The sequence below is a fragment of the Domibacillus iocasae genome, from assembly GCF_001750285.1.
Taxonomy (GTDB): Bacteria; Bacillota; Bacilli; order Bacillales; family Domibacillaceae; genus Domibacillus; species Domibacillus iocasae.
On sequence record NZ_MAMP01000024.1, the window covers coordinates 314,436 to 333,059 of the forward strand.

The window sequence follows — 18,624 nt, forward strand, 5'->3', positions numbered from 1 at the left end:
TTTGTTACTTTTTCGTCATAGTTTTCCTTAATTGTTGAAGTGCGTCTTTTTTTGTCAACGGAAATGTCTTAGTCATCCGTCCAATTTCATAGGCCCATGGGTATTCAATTATTGATCGAAGAGAATCTTTTTCAAAAAAATGTTTTGAATTCCCATAAACTAAAAGCTTACCCTCATTCAAAATCAGCCATTCATCCGCCCACTCATAAGCAAAGTCTATATTGTGTGTTGCACAGATCACCGTTTTGTTCTGCTGATGGAAGTTGTGAATAAGAGCAGTTAGCCTGCTTGTATTAACCGGATCAAGCCCCGCCTCCGGTTCATCCATTACAAAGATGTCCGGATTCATCGCGGCTGCTCCTGCAATCGCTGCTCTTTTCTTTTCCCCCGCACTTAATGTATGAGGCGGCTTATGCCGAAGATGATCAACACCGCACGCATTCAGCGCCTCTCTTGCTTTTACCCTCGCTTCTTCAGGCGTTTGCCCTTGCTGCAAAAGCCCATACATCACGTCTTCTTCAACTGACGGGGCGAATAGCTGCATATCTGGATTCTGTAGAACGAACCCAAATTGTGTACGCCAATAGTGGAGATCCTTTTTCTTATAATGCAGCCTTTCATTATTTAGCGATATCACCCCTTCTACAGGCTTGATCAATCCGGCTAAAAGCTGAAAAAGCGTTGACTTCCCCGACCCGCTTTCCCCAAGAACTGCTACATTTACGCCCGGCTTAATGGAAAAAGATATATTTTTTAATGCCACTGTTCCATCCGGGTAGGAAGCAGATACGTTTTGAAACTGGATCATTTTTTATTTCTCCAAAACGAGTGCCAGTCTGCCACTGCAAAGTAGTCAAGTCCGCCGCGCAGTTCGGCAGCCTGCTGCCGTGTTTCCATTTCCAGCATCGTTGATGTAAATGTGTGGGCAGCTGTCCGCGCCGCCATTTGAATACCCGGACGTCCCCCACGGAGTAACTGCGCCTGCCAAATAACCGTTTTTCGCTCTGCCAGCTGAAAAATAAAGCGATAAACAAGAACGGCAATGTCAATAAACAATGAGGAAATGCGGATTTTTTTCATCAGCCAGGCAGTCTGGCTAAACGGAGTCGTTAAAATAAATGCATACAACGCACTAGCGCCGCCGAAAGCGGAGGAAGCGGTTAAAACAGCGTCGTTTAATGATTTCTCACTGAAAGCAATCTTCAGCCATCCATCAAATGAAAAAGCAATTGGCAAAATTCCCATCGTAATAAACAGAAGCGGGGCAGCGAGCAATTTCAAATAAAATCCGATGGACGCTTGGGCCACAACCACATAAAAAAGAGCGGCGCATGCAACAGATAATCCCGCAATAGGTGTCCGCCAGCATCCGATGATTAATAAGCAAATAAGAAGCAGCACTGCTTTTTCCATCGGATGAACGAGTGAAAACCGTGTCTGGCGCGATACAGTATCAATCTGATTCATGGCTTTTCCCGCTTTGAACGTGCCCGGATCATTCCCATTACGTACCCGATAACCCCTGCTCCGATGGCGGCTTGAAGAGAAAAAAGCAGGCTCTCGGTTTCACCGCCGGGCGGTTCAAAGATCGGATTTGCCCAAGGCGTGTAGTCCGCTTGAATTGCTGTGATTTTTTCTTCTGCCAATCCATCCGCACCGCCAAATTCGCTGTCTTCCCACATAAACAGTGGAATCACGGCGATGGCAGCTGCAAACAAAATTAAGACTATATTCTTCATGAAAAATTCACTCCTTTTAAGGAAGTACGATGTTTTTCAAGCCAGTTTACAGCCGCCGCTGTTAATAACCCTTCGCAAACAGCCAATGAAATTTGAGTTACTGCAAAAATACCCGCAAATTCAAGAAATGATCCATATACACCGCCGGCTTCAGAAGGAAACGCGAGTGCCAGCTGCAAGGATGTAACAGTGTATGTGACAATATTGGCAGAAAAAGCAGTGAAAAAGGCGTTTGTACTCGGCTTAACACCTGCTTTTTTTAACCCTTTGTAAACAGCATACGCCGCAAATGGACCAGCGACAGCCATTGAGAATGCATTGGCGCCAAGCGTTGTGATCCCACCGTGCGCTAAGAGAAGCGCTTGAAACAACAAAACGACTGTTCCAAGCACTGTCATCGCGGCCGGACCAAATAGCATCGTACCGAGCGCTGTTCCGACTGGATGGGAGCTGCTCCCTGTTACGGATGGGATTTTTAGTGCGGACAGTACAAAAGCAAAGGCGCCTGCAAACCCGATCATTAATTTTGCTTCCGGGTTTTCATCAATCGCCGTTTTTAGTGTTTTTAATCCCCAAATAATAAACGGTATGACCGCGATCCACCAAAAAACAGACCACCAAACCGGCAAAAATCCTTCCATTATATGCATCGCTGCCGGCTCTGTATATGTGTTCAGCCAAAAAAAAGCGGCTAAAGCCAATACAACAGCTGTCTTTTTCATGTTGTCACCTTCTTTTGTTGATAAATTCGTGCTGCCTTAACGAGCGCAGCCGGCACGGCTGGATTTGATGGGAAATACAAGTGCGCATACCCGGCAATCGTGTTAAAAACCGTACAGCCGTCCGACTTGTTTCCAAACCGGCTTTTTGACTGAAAAGCAGTCAGCGTTTCTTCCGTATGCTCAAAAACAGAGTAGTGAAATTCATGCCCTTTTACCATTGTTCCTTCCGGCAGCCATGCATGCTTCGTAGATGTCAATTCACGATAGCCGAGCGCTGCCCGTGTGGATTTCATCTTTGTTCTTCCTTCCACAACGCCGCACATTGGATATGTATGGCTGTCCACTGTCACAAGTTCATTTGTTAAATACATGAACCCTCCGCATTCTGCAAGTGTAGGCATGCCAGATTCGATAGCATTTCGAACTGATTTTCTTGTTTCACACTGTGCCGCTAAAACCGGAGCGAATTCTTCCGGGAATCCACCGCCTATATAGAGGGCATCTGCACCACTCGGTACCGGATCACCGGCAAGCGGTGAAAAAAAGTGAAGATCAGCCCCTTGCGCCTGAAGCATTTCAAGATTTTCCTCATAGTAAAAATGAAAAGCCGCATCTTTTGCGACTGCGACGGTAACGGAAATTCCTTCTTTTTTATCGAAAATTGTCTGTTGAGGAGCCGGCAGTTTCTGTGCTGCAGACAGTTGTATAATCTGTTCTAAATCGATGGTTTTCTCTGCCGCTTCTGCCAATGCGTCAAAAAAGCTGTTTAAATCGCCGCGTTCAACCGCCGGTACGAGACCGAGATGCCGCTCTGGCACATTGACCCCCGGCATTTTTAATAAATGTCCAACTACTGGAATGCCGCATTCCTGCATGACAGCCTGTTCAATAAGCTGAAAATGCCCTTCACTGCCCGTTTTATTTGCAATAACCGCCACTATTTGTCCCGGTGCCATTGCCTGAAATCCTTTCACAACAGCCGCCGCGCTTCGAGCTGTTCCGGATGCATCAATGACAAGCAGCACCGGCGCATCCAAAAGACAGCTAATATGTGCGGTACTGCCATCATTTTTAAGCGGATCTTTTCCATCGAACATGCCCATAACCCCTTCAATAATGGAAATATCCGCTGCTTTTGATGCACGTAAAAAAATACTCTTCATCGTTTCCTCATCACCCATCCAGCTGTCAAGATTGCGGGACTGCCTTTTGCAAATAGCTGTATGGTACGTCGGATCAATATAATCGGGGCCACATTTAAACGGCTGAACGGAAAGACCGCGCCGGATTAAGGCGCCGAGCAAAGCGAGCGTCACAGTCGTTTTACCTGCGCCGCTGCCTGTTCCTGCTATGACCAATCGTTGTGACATGTTGATTCCTCCTTTATATATATTCACTAATAGATAAAGAGGTCGTCTACATTACCGCTACAGAAATCGTAACATTGCCGCTTCTTTTCTTTGGCAGAACAATGTTTCCCCCATCTGAAGCCAGATAAGCAGCCGGTTCACTGACACCATATGCACCGGTAAATTTAAAAACAGTTTCTGATTTTTCACTCATCGGCGCTTTATTTAATTCATCCGGTGAGAACGTGATAAATGGCCACTTATTTTTTTCGACGAGTGATAAAATGCCCTCTTCGTCTTTTTTTAAATGAATCGATGCTACCATTCTTACGCACCTTTTGGAAAACGAAAGCTCAGAAAGTGTTTCATCAACCACCGCTTCAATCTCCTGCTCGTCTGTGCCGCGGTTGCAGCCGATTCCGATTACAATTGACTTCGGCCGGTAAACAACCGGATAACGGAGAGAAGCAAGGTCCTTTTCGCTCAGCAGCCGATGCGTCACAACAAGAGCGGCATGATGGACTGTTTGAGCCGCTTCTTCCACAGATGTTACAGTTCGAATATGCTGCGGCATTGGCCGGGCGTGCTTCCACCAGTTCGTTTCTCCTGACTCCTGAACAACAAGCACCGGTTCTTCATTCACAACCGCTGCTGCCGCCTGTGTTAAGTAATGATCGTATTCAAACGTCCAGCCGAATTCACGGCCAAACATGTCAACGGGAATCGTTTTTTGCACATCTGATGCGGTTGTAATGACCGGCCGTGCACCTGTTAATCGGGCAACTTTTTGCGTTAGTTCATTGGCACCGCCAATATGACCTGATAGAACACTGATCACATGTTCCGCCCGGTCATCAACCACCACAACAGCCGGATCGGTTTTTTTGTCTTTTAAAATCGGCGCGATCATTCGGACAACCGCACCGAGTGAAATAATGAGCACGATGCCATCATATCTTTCAAACATCATTGGCAGCTGGAGGCGGACAGAGCCGTCAAATAATGTAATGCCTTTTTCTTCTTCATCCCCGTGGCGGAATTTCGACATGTAATATAAATCCGCCTGCATGTCTTCCGCGAGCTTGCGGGCAGTTTCTGTGCCATGTTTTGTAATTGATGCTATGGCAATCTTCATTGCTTGATTCCTTTCCGAAAGCCGTGTGTAAAGGTTTTATCATACAATTTTGACCGATGACCGGACTTTGCAATATCCGGGTCCAGCGCTTTTCCCGCTAAAATCATTGCCTGTTTGCGAATACCGTTTTCACGCATAGCCGCATCCAAATTCCCAATGGTCGTCCGGACGATTTTTTCATCCGGCCACGTTGCGCGGTATACAACAACCGCCGGCGTTTCATCCGACCAGCCCGCTTCGACAAGTTCCCGGGTTACCTTTTTTGTCAGCGTGGCGCTCAAGAAAAAGGCGATTGTGCATTCATGCTTGGCCAAGTCTTTTAGCTGTTCTTTTTCCGGTACCGGCGTCCGTCCCTCTGCCCGTGTTAAAATAACAGTCTGCGTTACGTCTGGTATCGTCAGCTCTGCACCCGCTGCCGCGGCGGCCGCAAAAACCGAACTGACTCCGGGTACGATTTCTGTTTCAACGCCTGCTTCTTTTAATAAGGCAATCTGCTCGATAATAGCACCATATACAGCGGGATCACCCGTATGAAGCCGGACAACTTTTTTCCCTTCTTTTAAGTGGTTCACCATCGTCTCAACCATTTCTTCCAAATGCATGCCGGCTGTTTTGAGGACCACCGCTCCTTCCTTGCAGCCATTCATCAACTCTTCATTGACGAGTGAATCGGCATATAAAATAACATCCGCCTCCTGCATAAGCTTCAGGCCGCGGACCGTAATTAAATCCGGGGCTCCTGGTCCCGCTCCAACGATATATAGCTTCATTTTTTCTTCACCACCATTAAAGTTAAATAGTTCGGTTCCGCCCGCTCAAATTCGTCGAGTGTCCAAATGACTTCATCTTCAGATGTCACTTTTGTGACGGCATGGGCGTATTGTTCAAGCCCAAGCTCCCGAATGACACTGGAGATAAGCGCAGCCACTTTTGCCACCTTTAGAAAGATCACACAGTCATGATGCTCAATCGCCCGTTTTAACGCATCCCGGTCATCCGTTGCCGGAATAATCGCCACGTGTTCGTCCCCGTCCGCCAGCGGAATATTTAAGCGGGCAGCTGTCCCATTTACAGATGAAATGCCCGGCACCACTTCTGTTTTCACATCGGGCATTTTTTTCAACAGCACGTTTTTCATATGAATAAATGTGCTGTACAGCATCGGGTCACCTTCTGTAACGAACGCTACATTTTCGCCTGATTCCAATTTTTCAGCCACAGCATCAGCTGCTTTGTTCCATTCGCGTTCAAGAATGACAGGATCTTTTGTCATGGGAAACACGAGGCCTAGCATGTCTTTCTCCTTTGGATCAATATAAGCGTCAATAATTTGGCGTGCGTAGCTTTTTTCGCCAGAACGTTTTTTCGGAAATGCGATGACCTTGCTTTCCGATAAAATGCGAAATGCTTTTACCGTCAATAGTTCCGGGTCGCCCGGCCCTGCGCCAATTCCATATAAAATACCTGTCATGACTGCTCCTCTTTTCTCGTCGCACAAATAATGTAGACGGGGTTTTGCGCTTCAAAACGCGTCATATTTAAAATCGGTTTTGACAAAGATACTTGCGCAAGCGCCATGTCGACGTCAAAGCCGATTTCTTTCAACAACTGATAGGCTTTTGACATGCTTTCAATCGTGACCGCATTCAATACAATCGTACCGCCTGGGTTTAACCGTTTGGCACATGTATCGATCAGCTTGTCCATATTTCCGGCCGTGCCGCCCATAAAAACGCAATCGGGATCAGGAAACGCTTCAAGCCCATCCGGCGCTTTGCCGTGCACAAGTGTTACGTCCGTACGGAATTTTTGAAAATTGGCCCGGGCATTCGCAAGGTCCGGCTCGTTTTTCTCAATGGCAAATACAGCACCATCTTTAGCGATTTTTGCGGCTTCAATCGCGATCGAACCGGTACACGTGCCAATGTCCCACACGATGCTGCTGCGGTGAATATTCATCCGGCTAATTGTTAGAATGCGGATATCCCGTTTTGTAATCAGTCCTTTGTCTGGCTTTCGCTGGCTGAATTCAGCGTCTGGAATACCCGTTGTCCATGATTTAGCCGCACGATTTTTCTTTAATATCACGACATTTAGCGGCGCAAACGATGCTGCCGCCATTTGTTCAAGAGTGAAATGGCGGCACCGTTCATCTGCAGCGCCAATGTTTTCCGCAACAAATGCATTATATTCCATCATGTGAAAATAAAGTAAATAACGGGCAATAGCATCTGGTGAATTCGTTTCATCTGTTAACAGCGCGACTTTTTCTTCCCCATCGATCTTCTGGGCGAGCCCGGTTATACCACGCCCGTGTACACTGATGATTTTCGCATTTTGCCATGATTCGTTCATGCGCGCAAAAGCCAGCTGCACACTGGACGGCTGCGGGTCAATCATTGCCTCAACACTTCCCGATAAATAAGCGCCGATGCCATAAAAAAGCGGGTCGCCTGATGCAAGCACGACCGCCGGACGCGATTCATCCTGAAGCCGTTTTTTCAACTCTTTCAAGTTGCCTCGTATAACAAATGTCTCTCCTTTGAAATTCGGAAAATAAGACAACTGCCGTTCACCGCCTGCTAAAAAGCTGCTTTGGTTTATACGGTCGAGCTGGCGGGGGTGAAGACTGTTCGCTCCATCCGCGCCGATGCCGATAATATGTATATTATTCACTATATTCCGCCTTTCCTAAAAGCTGTCCTTTCATCGCAAAGAGCAGCGTATCAACATACATCCCGCCTCGCACTTCCCGTACGGCGTTTACCGAACAGCTGCGGCAAAAAAGCGCAAAAAATGCCGGATAGTCCGCCATCAATTCCGCTGCATGCGTCGCTGTATTGGCCCCGCGCACTTCTTCAATTTTTTCTGGTGCAGCCCCGGCTTCTTCTGCCATGCCAGCTAAAAAATTCATATCAACCGGCGCACTTTTCGAATGCACCATCATGACGCCTTGAGCGACTTTTGAAAACTTCCCCGGCATTCCTGCCAGCGTCACTTTTTGAATGCCCAGCCGCTTGCAATGCTTTAATGTAAATCCGACAAAGTCACCCATTTCAATAAATGCTTCTTCCGGCAAATCTGGCAGCTGCGCCATTGCATACTTTTCACTCCGTCCGCCTGTTGTTGCGGCAATATGTGTACAGCCGGCGGCTACAGCGACTTCAATTGCTTTGACGATGCTTGCCCGGTATGCAGAAGTGGAAAATGGCCGAACGATGCCGCTTGTGCCCAAAATGGACAGTCCTCCTAAAATGCCAAGCCTTGCGTTTAATGTTTTCTTTGCCAGTTCTTCTCCGCCTGGAATCGAAATAATGACCCGGACGCCTTTTCCAGCCCCGCTTTCATCCAGCAATTCGGTGACAGCTTCTGTTATCATGCGGCGCGGCACTGGATTAATGGCGGCTTCACCCGGTGCGACATCAAGACCGGGTTTGGTTGCCCTTCCGACTCCCTCTCCGCCGTCAAGGTGAACACCCGCCGCTTCCGACCAGCTTACTTCCGCGCATATCACTGCGCCATGCGTAATATCCGGATCATCACCCGCATCTTTTTTTATGCCCGCTTTTACAGAGGCAGCGCTTACCTCTACAAATTCAGGCGTAAAGTGCGCCCATTGTTTTGCCGGCAAATAAATCGAAACAGATTCAGGCTGCTGGCCGGTCAGGAGCGTTTGAAGGGCAAGTTTTGCTGCCGCTGTTGCACATGATCCGGTTGTATACCCTGTCCGAAGCGGCTTATCCGGAACCGGCTTCATTTTACAGCTAAAAGCGACAGGGCATTCAGCGCCGCGACCGTAACCGTGCTGCCGCCTTTACGGCCAATGTTTGTAATAAACGGAATATCAAGCTTTGCCAGCTCTTCTTTTGATTCCGCTGCCGAAACGAACCCAACTGGCATTCCGATAATTAAATCAGGTTTTGCAATTCCTTCTTTCGCCAGACGGATAATTTCTAAAAGAGCGGTTGGCGCATTACCGATCGCGTAAATACCGCCGTTACCGAGTGCCGCTGCTTTTCGCATTGAGATAATGGCTCGTGTTAGTCCAAGTTCTTTTGCTTCTTTCATCACGTCTTCATCAGAAATATAAACGTGTACGGAGCCTCCAAACTTTTCAAGACGAGGCTTTGAAACACCGGACTGAATCATTTGCACATCACAAATAACACGAGTGCCGTTTTGGATCGCCCGAATGCCCGATTCGATTGCATTCGGATGAAACAGCACACTTTTGCCCAGTTCAAAATCGGCAGATGCATGGATAACACGCTGAACGACCGCAAATTCTTCCGGCGTCAAATCATGCGGTCCATATTCCTCTTCAATCATTGAAAAGCTGAGTGATTCGATTTCCATCGGCTTAACCGTTTCGGGTACAAAAGCTGTTTTAAAGTCCATTTTTGGATTCCTCCAGACGAGTTAATGTGTGTATCACTTGATCAAACGTTTCGCATTGGTTCGGGTAGTTGACCGGCGGACGGGAAATAACGATTGTTTCAATCCCGAGTGATACTGCCGCTTCTATTTTCTCCGCCACCGCGCCAATCGCACCGCTTTCTTTCATGACCGTTGTTGTTACGCCATAATGACGGTACAATGCCAGGTCGAATTCTTTCGTAAACGGTCCCTGCATGGCGACAATATTTTTTTGCGGCAGCCCAAGTGCAGTGCATTTTTCCATGTTGTCCATTCGCGGAAGCATCCTTGCAATCAAGCGGATATCTTCACGCGGCAGCAGCTTTTCCGTGAATATTTGCAATGTTTTACTGCCGGTCGTCAACAGCACAACACCACCTTTATCCAAAGCCACTGAAGTTGCTTCTTCATAAGTATTGACTCTTGTGACAAGTGGATGCTCTTCAATCTGTGTGCCGGCCCGTTCATAGCGGATGTAGGGAAGCCCCGCTTTTTGGGCAGCTTGAATGGCATTCCGTGATGCGTCCTCTGCAAAAGGATGACTTGCATCAATGACAGTGGTATAGCCCGTTTGTAGCAGGAGAGCCATATCATCCGCAGCCAGTCTTCCGATGCGTGCAGGAATTCGGGCTGACTCGAGCTCCGACGCCGCATTTTCGGTCACGACCGACGCCGTCACGAATCGCCCGGTTTTTTGAAGCTTCACAGCGAGTTCTCTCGCATCACTCGTACCAGCTAAAAAGAAAATCATCGAACCGCCTCTTCTTGGTCATGATGATGATCGTGATCATGGTGATGATCGTGCTCGTGATCATGGTGATGGTGGTGATGAATGCCCGCTTCAAAGCGGTACTGGCACGTATCACAGTTCATTAACGGCTTGCCGCCGAGCGCTTCATCGATCCGGTCCGCAATAATGGTTTTCAGCTTTGGATGAAAACCAAAATAATCGGCCAGTGCAAATGACAACTCCGGGAATTGTGTGCGGAACAGATCTAAGTCTTTTTCAATTCGTTTGATTAATACGCCGGTAAATAAAAAGTAAGGTAAGATGATGACGTTTTGTGCCCCAAGCTTTTTCACTTTTTCGACCGCTTCAGGAAGTGATGGCTTTGTTACACCATAAAAAGCCGGTTCCACTGTTTCAAATGACGTTTTTTCCCATAAAATACGGGCAATTTTGCATAAGTCACTGTTGGCATCAGCATCGCTGCCACCGCGCCCGAGTAAGATAACAGCGTCACGCTCCCCGGCACTGTCCGGATCTACACCTGCACCCTGCAGGCGTTCCTTTAAAATAACTGAAGTTTCGTAGTGAATACCAATTGGCTTGCCATATGTAAATATCACATTTGGATACTCTTTTTTCGCTTCATCAATCGCGGCTGGAATATGAATCTTTGAATGTCCCGCCGGCAGCAGCATAAGAGGTATAAGCGCTACCTCAGTTGCCCCGCGCGCGACACACTGCTTGATCCCTTCCGCTATATCTGGACGCGCAAATTCCAAGAAACATGTTTCGTACAAAACAAGCGGATTCAAGTCCGGTAAAAAACCTTCCACAAATTGAAGAATTTGCTGATTCCCTTCCGGATCACGACTGCCATGTCCAACAAAAAGTACTGCTTTCATCTATTCTCCCCCTTATTCGCCGCACGGCATCGGCTCAACGTCCGGCACCGGCATATCTCGATGTATAAACCCTTCCACTTCTCCAACGCGCTTAAAATATTTGAAGAACCGCTCGTTCGGATGACCGGACTCGCGGTATTCCTCCACGATCTGCGTAAGCATCGGAACGATTTTTTCAGGCGGGATGCCTTCTGCCACATATACACCTGGGTGCGCTGTACGGCTGACCACTTTTGCGCCTAAAAATAAGTCAAATGCCCCTTTTCGGTACACAATTCCAATGTCTTCATTAACCGCACCATAGCAGGCCATCCCACACCCGTTCACGCCAATGCGAAGCTCTTTCGGTACGCTCAGCCCGCCAAGATCTCTTTGCAGCTTTTCGGCTTGTGGAATTGCATCGCTTTTGTCACCGTTACAAAAATCACACGCCTTCACTGTGACAACATCGCCGACAGGCGCAAGTTCAAGACCAACTTCACGCAGTTTTTCAATAATCGGCGCCGGGTCGGCTGTTTCTGTTTTTAGCATAACGTAATGATGCGGCGTATATTCAATCGTCCCCTTTTCACCGGCTGCTTCTGACAATGCGATAAGCTGCTGCGGTGTAAAGTGCTTATTGACTACCCCCGGGCTGACAGCCGCTTCAAAAATCGCTTTTACTTCCGGCGGCGCGTTTTTCTGCTTTTGCATCGCTGCGAGCGCCTGAAGGCCAAGCTCTTTCAGAGGCTGCTTTTTTTCTTCTTCTCCACCGTGAAGCGCCCACGGTTCATTTTCTGGACGGAGCCGTTCATGCGGGCGAAGCGGCTGCTTTTCTTCAGTCAATGTGTATTTGCGTGTATAACCGCGCGGTGTGATCATCAGCCCGTCGTAAAAAAAGGTCGTCGAGTTGCCGATAATGACGGTTGTCAGCATGCCGATGTCATGCTCAAGCATCTCTCCAAGCGTTGTCATAACGACTTCTTCCCGATCACGGTAGGCGCTTTTCACAAGGCCGACAGGTGTTTCCAGCTTACGATATTTCAGCAAAATGCGCTGCGCTTCTTCGATCTGTTTTGTGCGCCGGCCGCTTTTTGGGTTATAAAGCGCAATGACAAAATCAGCGGCTCCGGCAGCATCAATTCGCTTTTCAATCAATTCCCACGGCGTTAAATGATCACTTAAGCTGATCGTGCATGCATCATGCATGATCGGAGCGCCAAGCAGCGACGCGCATGAATTGATCGCGGAAATGCCTGGAATGATCTCGACTGTAATGCCGTTTTTCCGATCCCATCCTTGTTCAGCAAGCACTTCGTAAACGAGCCCTGCCATGCCGTAGACCCCAGCGTCCCCACTTGAAATGACCGAGACTGTTTTGCCTCGCTCCGCTTGTTTGACAGCCGCTTGCGCCCGGCTCACCTCCTCGCTCATCCCGGTCGAAATGACTTCTTTTCCGTCAATGAGTGGAGCGACAAGTTCCATATATGTTTTGTAGCCAATAACATAATCACTTTCCTTCAGCGCCTGCTTTGCCCGATCAGTAATATGATCCTCATGGCCGGGGCCGAAGCCAACAACGTATAATGTTCCCGTCATTTTTTCTCACCTTTTTCCGTTCCTTTAAACCGTCCATTCAACAGCTGCATCCTGTCTCCTGATCGCTCATATGCCACCCATTCTTTTACCGGCTGATCGTTTTGCAAATGCGAGACGACCATTTGTTTGGCGCGCTGTTCATCCATTTCAAAGTACCAGTCGGCTTCCGGATACACGACAACGACACAGCCATCTTTGCACCGCCCATTGCATCTTGTTCTTGTTGTATGAACCTGTGCATCTAACTCACGCTTTGTAATTTCATTACGAATCACCTGGGTGACTTCTTCGCCGCCTTTTCGCATACATGTCGAGCCATTGCAAATTAGCACATGTTTATTCATATTGGTTAAATTCCATGTCGCCATCTTGATCCACTCCCTTTTTTAGAAACGCAAAAAGCCCCCGCTTCTACGGTGGAAGCAGGGGCAGAAAATCGCATTAAAAGAGAGCCGGTCAAAAAAGCCATGCGCATTCATCCCGTTCTTCCCACCGAAGAATGATGTATCGGCATTAAAAGCAGGTCTCCTGGCTTGCGGTCATTTTACTTTCGTCTCCCTTCCCGGACAAATCCAGTGGGTAATCAGACAATTTCATCACGCTTACAGTAGCGGGGGCTGCACCGGACTTTCACCGGTTTCCCTATTATCCCGGACGTACAAACTCCGGGCACTCTTAATGTTCGGTATTTAGTTTTGTTATGATTAACCTTAGCAGGAAACGACTTCTTTTGACAAGCAAAAAATAAAAAAAGACCTGGATTAATCGTCCAGGTCTGTCTCTCCAACATGTACTTCGCCTGTCGAACCATTCACGTAAGCTTCTGTTTCTTTATTGCCGTCACGAATTTCAATTTCGTAGTGACCATCATCAAGCTCGATATCTTTCACCTTGCCTTTTACTTGTTTTTGCGCTGCCGCAATCGCCTCTTCCTGTGTCACAGTTACACTGGCATTTTCATTTTGATCATTAACATCGTCATCGTCGTCACGTTCTTTTTTCACAATATCACCAGAATTTCCGTCAATTTTCACATCATAATCCTGTGTATCCACTTCATATACCGGACCAGTCAAATTCTTTTCCAATTCAATGCTTTCAACAACTGATTGTGTTTCTTTTTCAGCGATCGATTTTGCTTCTTCCATCGTCAATTTCGCGTCAAGACCGGGTACTTCCGCTTGAATTTTGTCGTTTTGCACGCCCCACAAAACACCGCCGCCTAAAAGACCTGCTGTTAAGAATCCGCCTGCAATCGTTGTTTTTTTCATCATTGTTTCCTCCTTATTTTTCTTTCTTGCTTATATAATAGCCAGACAAAATGAGAAAAAAGGGAGGAGAAAATGAGAGTTTCATGAGAATGTTAATCGTCCCACGAAATTGATATAACGTCACCTGAAACTGCATTGACCTGTACGGTCGCTTCTTCACCATTTTCCGCGTCAATATCAACAATATAGGAGCCGGCTTCTTCTTCATCCCCCAGCTCCACCTCATCAATCACACCCCGTACTTGCTTTAAAGCGATTTGTTCAGCTTCCTCCGGTGTCAGCTGTCTTGTTGTGTTTTCCGATCCTTGCTTCGGTTCTTTAGAAGGTGCTGCTTCCTGATTCGTGCGGGTCATTCCAATCAGTTCACCTGTTTCGCTGTCAACGGCCACTTTATATTCACCTTCTGCGACTTGAATCATATAAACAAATTGACCTTTTTCTTCTGTTGATTTGATCACTGCCCCATTATATTGCTGCGCGAGTTTTTCACCAGCTTCCGCCATTGTAACGTCCGGCTGCCGGAATAGCTGATATAGAAAAAAAACAGCAGCAGCCGCGACAGCAAGGATCAATACGATCAACATTTTCTTCATTTTCTTTCCTCCTGTTTTTCTTTTAGTGTACGGGAGGAAAATGAGAATTCGCTAAGAGTCAGGATCACAGTCGTGCCCATTCCTTCCTCACTTTCAATTCGGATACCCGCGTCAATGACAGCAGCCAATTCTTTTGCAAACGACAGCCCGAGCCCAAACCCGCCTGTTTTGCGTGACCGTGCTTTGTCGACCCGGTAAAACCGGTCAAAGACTTTTTCAAGATCAGAGGAAGGAATGCCAATCCCATGATCGATGATACGAATTTCCATCTTTTTCACTTCGATGTGAATATCGTCCTCAGAATATTTACGTGCGTTATCGAGAAAAATATATAGTAACTGGCGCAATTTGGCCCTGTCCGTTTTCATGCTGAATGGATCAATAATGGTGATTTCTATGTGCCGGCCATACGCTTTTTCAAAAGAGCCCGCTGCTTCTTCAACAAATCCAGGAATGTCGACTGTTTCCACGTTCATGTCCCATGTTTCTCCGCGTCTGGCGAGTGTAAGCAACTGCTGTGTCAGCTCTTTCATGCGAATGGCTTCTTCATGAATCGCTTCGACTGATTCATCAAATAAATCCGGCCGTTCTTTGCCGCGCCGCCTTAATAAATTCGCGTATGATTCGATTACTGTCAGCGGTGTTTTCAATTCATGAGAGGCGTTTTGAACGAACGATTCCTGCTTCTGGTAATTTTCCCCCAGCAAGTCCATCATGTCATTAAACGTGCGCGCCATTTCCTGAAGTTCATCGTGGCGTTTTTTATTTGTTTCAATCCGTTCGTACGTGCCGCTTTTTTGAATGCGGCGCATCGTTTGTGTCATATCTTCAACCGGATTTGAAATAATGGCGCTGAGCATACGTGCAGAGATAGCAGCGGGAATAACTGCTAAAAAGGACACCACGATGAGAACAATCTGCAAAATATCTAAAATGCGGTCAGTCGCCTGCAAATTTTCCATCAGTTCAAGTGATGCCACTTCACCACCGCGCCAAATGACGGGGAGCGAAACATGCGCATAGCGTGATGAATGTTCTTCAATGACCGTTTGCTGCTCTGACGTTTCAAAAACGGCTTCCCGTTCACGGAGTGCCGCGGCATTTGGCGATACGGAGACTCCGTCCACTGTGCCGTCCGGCAAAACAACTCTCACCATGCCATCTGCCGGTGCGTATGCCCTGAGCAAATCACTGCTTTCAATCGATTCGGACGGGTTCGATATGCCACTGGTGATCCGCGCCGCATCCGCCGCTGCCCTCTCGATATCTGCTTCTTTGAGCATAATGGAGGCTGCCGCATAAATGGCTGTATTCATCAGTACAACAATTGCGATGAGCAGGACGCTCGTCCCAAGATGGATTTTATTTTTCAGCTTCATGATTCCTTCAGCACGTAGCCGACGCCGCGCACCGTATGAATAAGCGGTCCATCAAACGGCTTGTCAATTTTGTTCCGCACGTAACGGATGTAAACGTCAACAACATTTGTGTCTCCATAGTAATCATATCCCCACACTCCGTCCAAAAGCTGCTCCCTCGATAAGACATGCCGCTTATTTTTCAGTAAATAAACGAGCAAATCATATTCACGTGGCGTCAAATCGATTAGTTGGCCGGCACGCTTTACTTCCCGCGATTCTTCGTTAACGGCTAAGTCCGCTGCTGATAAAGAAGCACTTTGGACTGTTGTACGGAGTGCTGCCCGAATTCTGGCTAACAGCTCATCCATATCGAACGGTTTTGTTACATAGTCACTGGCGCCAAGATCAAGTCCGTCCACTTTATCGGCCACATCGTCTTTTGCCGTCAGCAAAATAACCGGCACACTGCTTCCTTGCCGGATTCGCCGCAGCACCCCCATGCCATCCAGCCCTGGCAGCATGACATCGAGCAGTACAAGATCAAATGTTTCTTCTCGAAATGCGGAAAGCGCATCCAGCCCATCCAGCACTTTTTTCGTCTCATAACCTTCATGCTCAAGCTCAAGTTCTAAGACGCGGGCAATTCGTTCTTCATCCTCTACAATTAAAATACGCTGTCCGCCCATTTATTTCGCCTCCGGACCAAATTTGCCGGATTGATAGTCAAGAAACGCTTCCCGGATTTCTTGCTGTGTATTCATGACAAACGGACCATGTGTGATGATTGGATCTCCATGCGGCTTACCGGAATAGATCAGCACTTTAGAACGTGCTTCTGATTTGATTTGAATGTCATGCCCTTTCGTTAATAGTGCGGCTTGTCCTTTTTCCAACACTGTTTCATTTTCGCCAAAAGCACAGCGGCCGCCCAGTACATAAACGAATGCAGTATGATCCGGTTCGAGTTTGTGTGTGTACTGTTCACCGGCCGGCAGACTGATTTCATTCATCATGAACGGAACCAGCGGCTTCATCGGTCCTCCATTCCCTGCAAAAACACGAACTTGCGCCGGACCGATTTTTTTTACTGGTACGTTTTCTGAATAAATATCCTGGTAAAACGGTTCAGACTGTTTCAATGATGCCGGCAAATTCAGCCAAAGTTGGAGCGAATGAACAATATCCTCCGCCACTGGCTCCTCTGCATGGCGCGCGCCCGAACCGGCATTCATATATTGAACATCGCCGGCCTCCAGAATACCCCGTCCGCCTTTATTATCAATATGCTCAAGACGGCCATCAATAACGTATGTGATCGTTTGAAAACCTTTATGTGGATGATCACCGAATGTGCCCCGTTTAAACCAATCTTCTGCCAGTAAAATAAACGGATCAGCTTCCTTCATCATGTCCGGAGGCAGAACAAAAGCCTGCTGAACGTGCGGAAACCCTCTTTCATTAAATTGAATCGTCCATGACTTTTTGACTTCAGCCATTTTGACATCGCCCCTTTCGTTCCTTTTATTATCGTTGTGCTGCCGCTTTTTGTCCAAAAAAAGACGATCTGTATGGATCGTCACAGGCTGTAAACAAATTACTTTCTTTGCGTGAGAAAAGTGTACGTATTGTTAAAATGGGACCGAAAAGGCGGCGTTCGCGGAACTTCGCTTTTCGTGAGGCAGGCGCTGAGCTCATCCCACGGAAGTCTTCACTCCGCGCCCCCCACCAATGCGTTTTTGACAAGTGAGTGGAAAGAAGCGAGCAAGGTTAGTTACCTTGAATATTATTACTTTTCCAGAGATAAATGCTTTACTAAAAAGTGACTGTTGACTTTGTCAACAGCCTGAGACGGTCTGTATGGGCTCGTCATTAATCTCTAAAAAAATCGTGTATACGCAGCATGAGGTCTTCGTTATGTGGAATGGTTTTGGCAACTGTTTCAATGACGAGCCGTCGCGGTGCCTTTTCTCTTACTTCATCTTGTAAAAATGCAAGCAGCTCTTCTTCACGCTCACCGGCTTTTTTTTGCATGGCACCGATCGTCTGCATCAGCCGGCTTTTTTTTCGCTCGCGTACAAGAGCTTGCTCTGGCTGCCACTTTTCCAGCAAATGAGCATCAAGCAGACTGTCACCCGTTCTCACAATTTCTTCAACAGCCGCATCTATCCTGCGCATCGCATAAGCGATAATGTCATCTACTTTCACGTTTTCTTCCACAGCCATTACAAAATGAATCGTGTTTTGAATAATGCCGAACATCATTACAGCAATATCAACCGAATAAGAGCGGATCCGTTCCCCGTAAACTTCCACAAATCTTCTTTGCATCCAGCCCAATTCATTAAAATGGTGCTGCTTGACAAATTTTTTCAAATCCTCGTCTTCCGAAACAAATACACCTTGAAACAAGGCAAATAAATTATTTTCCTTATTCACTTCCATCTTCACTTTTACTTGCTGAATAAAGACGCTTTTATCGTGAACCGGACGCCCGGCAATGACACTGGCACGCCGCTCGTCTGTTTCAATATTAATTTTTTCAAAAATGCTGATTAACAGCTCGTTTTTAGATGGAAAGTAATTATAAAACGTTCCTTTTGAAATACCACTTTGATCCAGAATATCCTGAACAGATGTAGCGGCATAGCCTTTTTCGACAAAAAGCCTGTGAGCAGCTGTCATTACTTTCTTTTTTCGTTCGTTCAATTGATTGCACTTCCTCTTTTTGAACTATCAGTCTATTTTGAGATTACCCGAAAAAACGCTTTACTTCAAGTCATAAAAATAAACCTTCATTTATTTGTTGATTTTTTTGAACACCCGGTATA

Annotated in this window: 21 protein-coding genes and 1 riboswitch; all 21 genes read right to left on the bottom strand. The window is 47.0% G+C overall.

What is annotated here, in order from left to right; translation table 11 throughout:
* Positions 1 to 4: 4 nt before the first annotated feature.
* A complete protein-coding gene (locus BA724_RS15570; protein ID WP_069939586.1) occupies positions 5 to 808 on the bottom strand; it encodes an energy-coupling factor ABC transporter ATP-binding protein in 804 nt (267 codons plus the stop codon).
* A complete protein-coding gene (locus tag BA724_RS15575) occupies positions 805 to 1,467 on the bottom strand; it encodes an energy-coupling factor transporter transmembrane component T family protein (RefSeq protein ID WP_069939587.1) in 663 nt (220 codons plus the stop codon). The genes BA724_RS15570 and BA724_RS15575 overlap by 4 nt, the downstream gene beginning before the upstream one ends.
* Complete coding sequence (locus BA724_RS15580) at positions 1,464 to 1,739, bottom strand: energy-coupling factor ABC transporter substrate-binding protein (protein ID WP_069939588.1); 276 nt, start codon at positions 1,737 to 1,739, stop codon at positions 1,464 to 1,466. The genes BA724_RS15575 and BA724_RS15580 overlap by 4 nt, the downstream gene beginning before the upstream one ends.
* A complete protein-coding gene (locus BA724_RS15585; RefSeq protein ID WP_069939589.1) occupies positions 1,736 to 2,461 on the bottom strand; it encodes an energy-coupling factor ABC transporter permease in 726 nt (241 codons plus the stop codon). The genes BA724_RS15580 and BA724_RS15585 overlap by 4 nt, the downstream gene beginning before the upstream one ends.
* The gene (locus BA724_RS15590) at positions 2,458 to 3,831 is read right to left on the bottom strand and encodes a cobyrinic acid a,c-diamide synthase CobB (protein WP_069939590.1); all 1,374 of its coding nucleotides are present in this window, start codon (positions 3,829 to 3,831) and stop codon (positions 2,458 to 2,460) included. The genes BA724_RS15585 and BA724_RS15590 overlap by 4 nt, the downstream gene beginning before the upstream one ends.
* 46 nt (positions 3,832 to 3,877) lie before the next feature.
* On the bottom strand, positions 3,878 to 4,945 hold the full coding sequence (locus BA724_RS15595) for a cobalt-precorrin 5A hydrolase (protein ID WP_069939591.1): 1,068 nt from the start codon (positions 4,943 to 4,945) through the stop codon (positions 3,878 to 3,880).
* Positions 4,942 to 5,715 (bottom strand): precorrin-4 C(11)-methyltransferase, encoded by a 774-nt coding sequence (gene cobM / locus BA724_RS15600; protein WP_069939592.1) that lies wholly within the window; start codon positions 5,713 to 5,715, stop codon positions 4,942 to 4,944. Before cobM ends, BA724_RS15595 begins: the two co-directional genes overlap by 4 nt.
* Complete coding sequence (gene cobI / locus BA724_RS15605) at positions 5,712 to 6,416, bottom strand: precorrin-2 C(20)-methyltransferase (RefSeq protein ID WP_069939593.1); 705 nt, start codon at positions 6,414 to 6,416, stop codon at positions 5,712 to 5,714. Before cobI ends, cobM begins: the two co-directional genes overlap by 4 nt.
* A complete protein-coding gene (locus BA724_RS15610; protein WP_069939594.1) occupies positions 6,413 to 7,621 on the bottom strand; it encodes a bifunctional cobalt-precorrin-7 (C(5))-methyltransferase/cobalt-precorrin-6B (C(15))-methyltransferase in 1,209 nt (402 codons plus the stop codon). The genes cobI and BA724_RS15610 overlap by 4 nt, the downstream gene beginning before the upstream one ends.
* Positions 7,614 to 8,702 (bottom strand): cobalt-precorrin-5B (C(1))-methyltransferase, encoded by a 1,089-nt coding sequence (locus BA724_RS15615; protein WP_069939595.1) that lies wholly within the window; start codon positions 8,700 to 8,702, stop codon positions 7,614 to 7,616. The genes BA724_RS15610 and BA724_RS15615 overlap by 8 nt, the downstream gene beginning before the upstream one ends.
* Positions 8,699 to 9,343, bottom strand: a complete 645-nt coding sequence (locus BA724_RS15620; protein ID WP_069939596.1) for a precorrin-8X methylmutase — start codon at positions 9,341 to 9,343, stop codon at positions 8,699 to 8,701. The genes BA724_RS15615 and BA724_RS15620 overlap by 4 nt, the downstream gene beginning before the upstream one ends.
* Positions 9,333 to 10,112, bottom strand: coding sequence for a precorrin-6A reductase (gene cobK, locus BA724_RS15625; protein WP_069939597.1), 780 nt, complete (start codon positions 10,110 to 10,112; stop codon positions 9,333 to 9,335). Before cobK ends, BA724_RS15620 begins: the two co-directional genes overlap by 11 nt.
* Positions 10,109 to 10,993, bottom strand: coding sequence for a sirohydrochlorin chelatase (locus BA724_RS15630; RefSeq protein WP_069939598.1), 885 nt, complete (start codon positions 10,991 to 10,993; stop codon positions 10,109 to 10,111). The genes cobK and BA724_RS15630 overlap by 4 nt, the downstream gene beginning before the upstream one ends.
* A gap of 12 nt (positions 10,994 to 11,005) precedes the next feature.
* The gene (cobJ, locus tag BA724_RS15635) at positions 11,006 to 12,571 is read right to left on the bottom strand and encodes a precorrin-3B C(17)-methyltransferase (RefSeq protein WP_069939599.1); all 1,566 of its coding nucleotides are present in this window, start codon (positions 12,569 to 12,571) and stop codon (positions 11,006 to 11,008) included.
* A complete protein-coding gene (locus BA724_RS15640) occupies positions 12,568 to 12,939 on the bottom strand; it encodes a (2Fe-2S) ferredoxin domain-containing protein (protein WP_069939600.1) in 372 nt (123 codons plus the stop codon). Before BA724_RS15640 ends, cobJ begins: the two co-directional genes overlap by 4 nt.
* Positions 12,940 to 13,072: 133 nt before the next feature.
* Positions 13,073 to 13,263, bottom strand: a riboswitch (cobalamin riboswitch).
* A gap of 69 nt (positions 13,264 to 13,332) precedes the next feature.
* Entirely contained in the window at positions 13,333 to 13,845 is a 513-nt protein-coding gene (locus tag BA724_RS15645; protein WP_083256259.1) for a PepSY domain-containing protein, read from the bottom strand.
* A gap of 89 nt (positions 13,846 to 13,934) precedes the next feature.
* Positions 13,935 to 14,435 carry a PepSY domain-containing protein gene (locus BA724_RS15650; protein WP_069939602.1) on the bottom strand — a complete coding sequence of 167 codons (501 nt, stop codon included), beginning with the start codon at positions 14,433 to 14,435 and terminating at the stop codon, positions 13,935 to 13,937.
* On the bottom strand, positions 14,432 to 15,814 hold the full coding sequence (locus tag BA724_RS15655; protein WP_069939603.1) for a sensor histidine kinase: 1,383 nt from the start codon (positions 15,812 to 15,814) through the stop codon (positions 14,432 to 14,434). Before BA724_RS15655 ends, BA724_RS15650 begins: the two co-directional genes overlap by 4 nt.
* Positions 15,811 to 16,482: a response regulator transcription factor gene (locus BA724_RS15660; RefSeq protein WP_069939604.1), complete on the bottom strand. Its 672-nt coding sequence runs from the start codon at positions 16,480 to 16,482 to the stop codon at positions 15,811 to 15,813. The genes BA724_RS15655 and BA724_RS15660 overlap by 4 nt, the downstream gene beginning before the upstream one ends.
* A complete protein-coding gene (locus tag BA724_RS15665; RefSeq protein WP_069939605.1) occupies positions 16,483 to 17,292 on the bottom strand; it encodes a pirin family protein in 810 nt (269 codons plus the stop codon).
* Between the two features lie 373 nt (positions 17,293 to 17,665).
* Positions 17,666 to 18,502 (bottom strand): TetR/AcrR family transcriptional regulator, encoded by an 837-nt coding sequence (locus BA724_RS15670; RefSeq protein ID WP_069939606.1) that lies wholly within the window; start codon positions 18,500 to 18,502, stop codon positions 17,666 to 17,668.
* Positions 18,503 to 18,624: the final 122 nt, after the last annotated feature.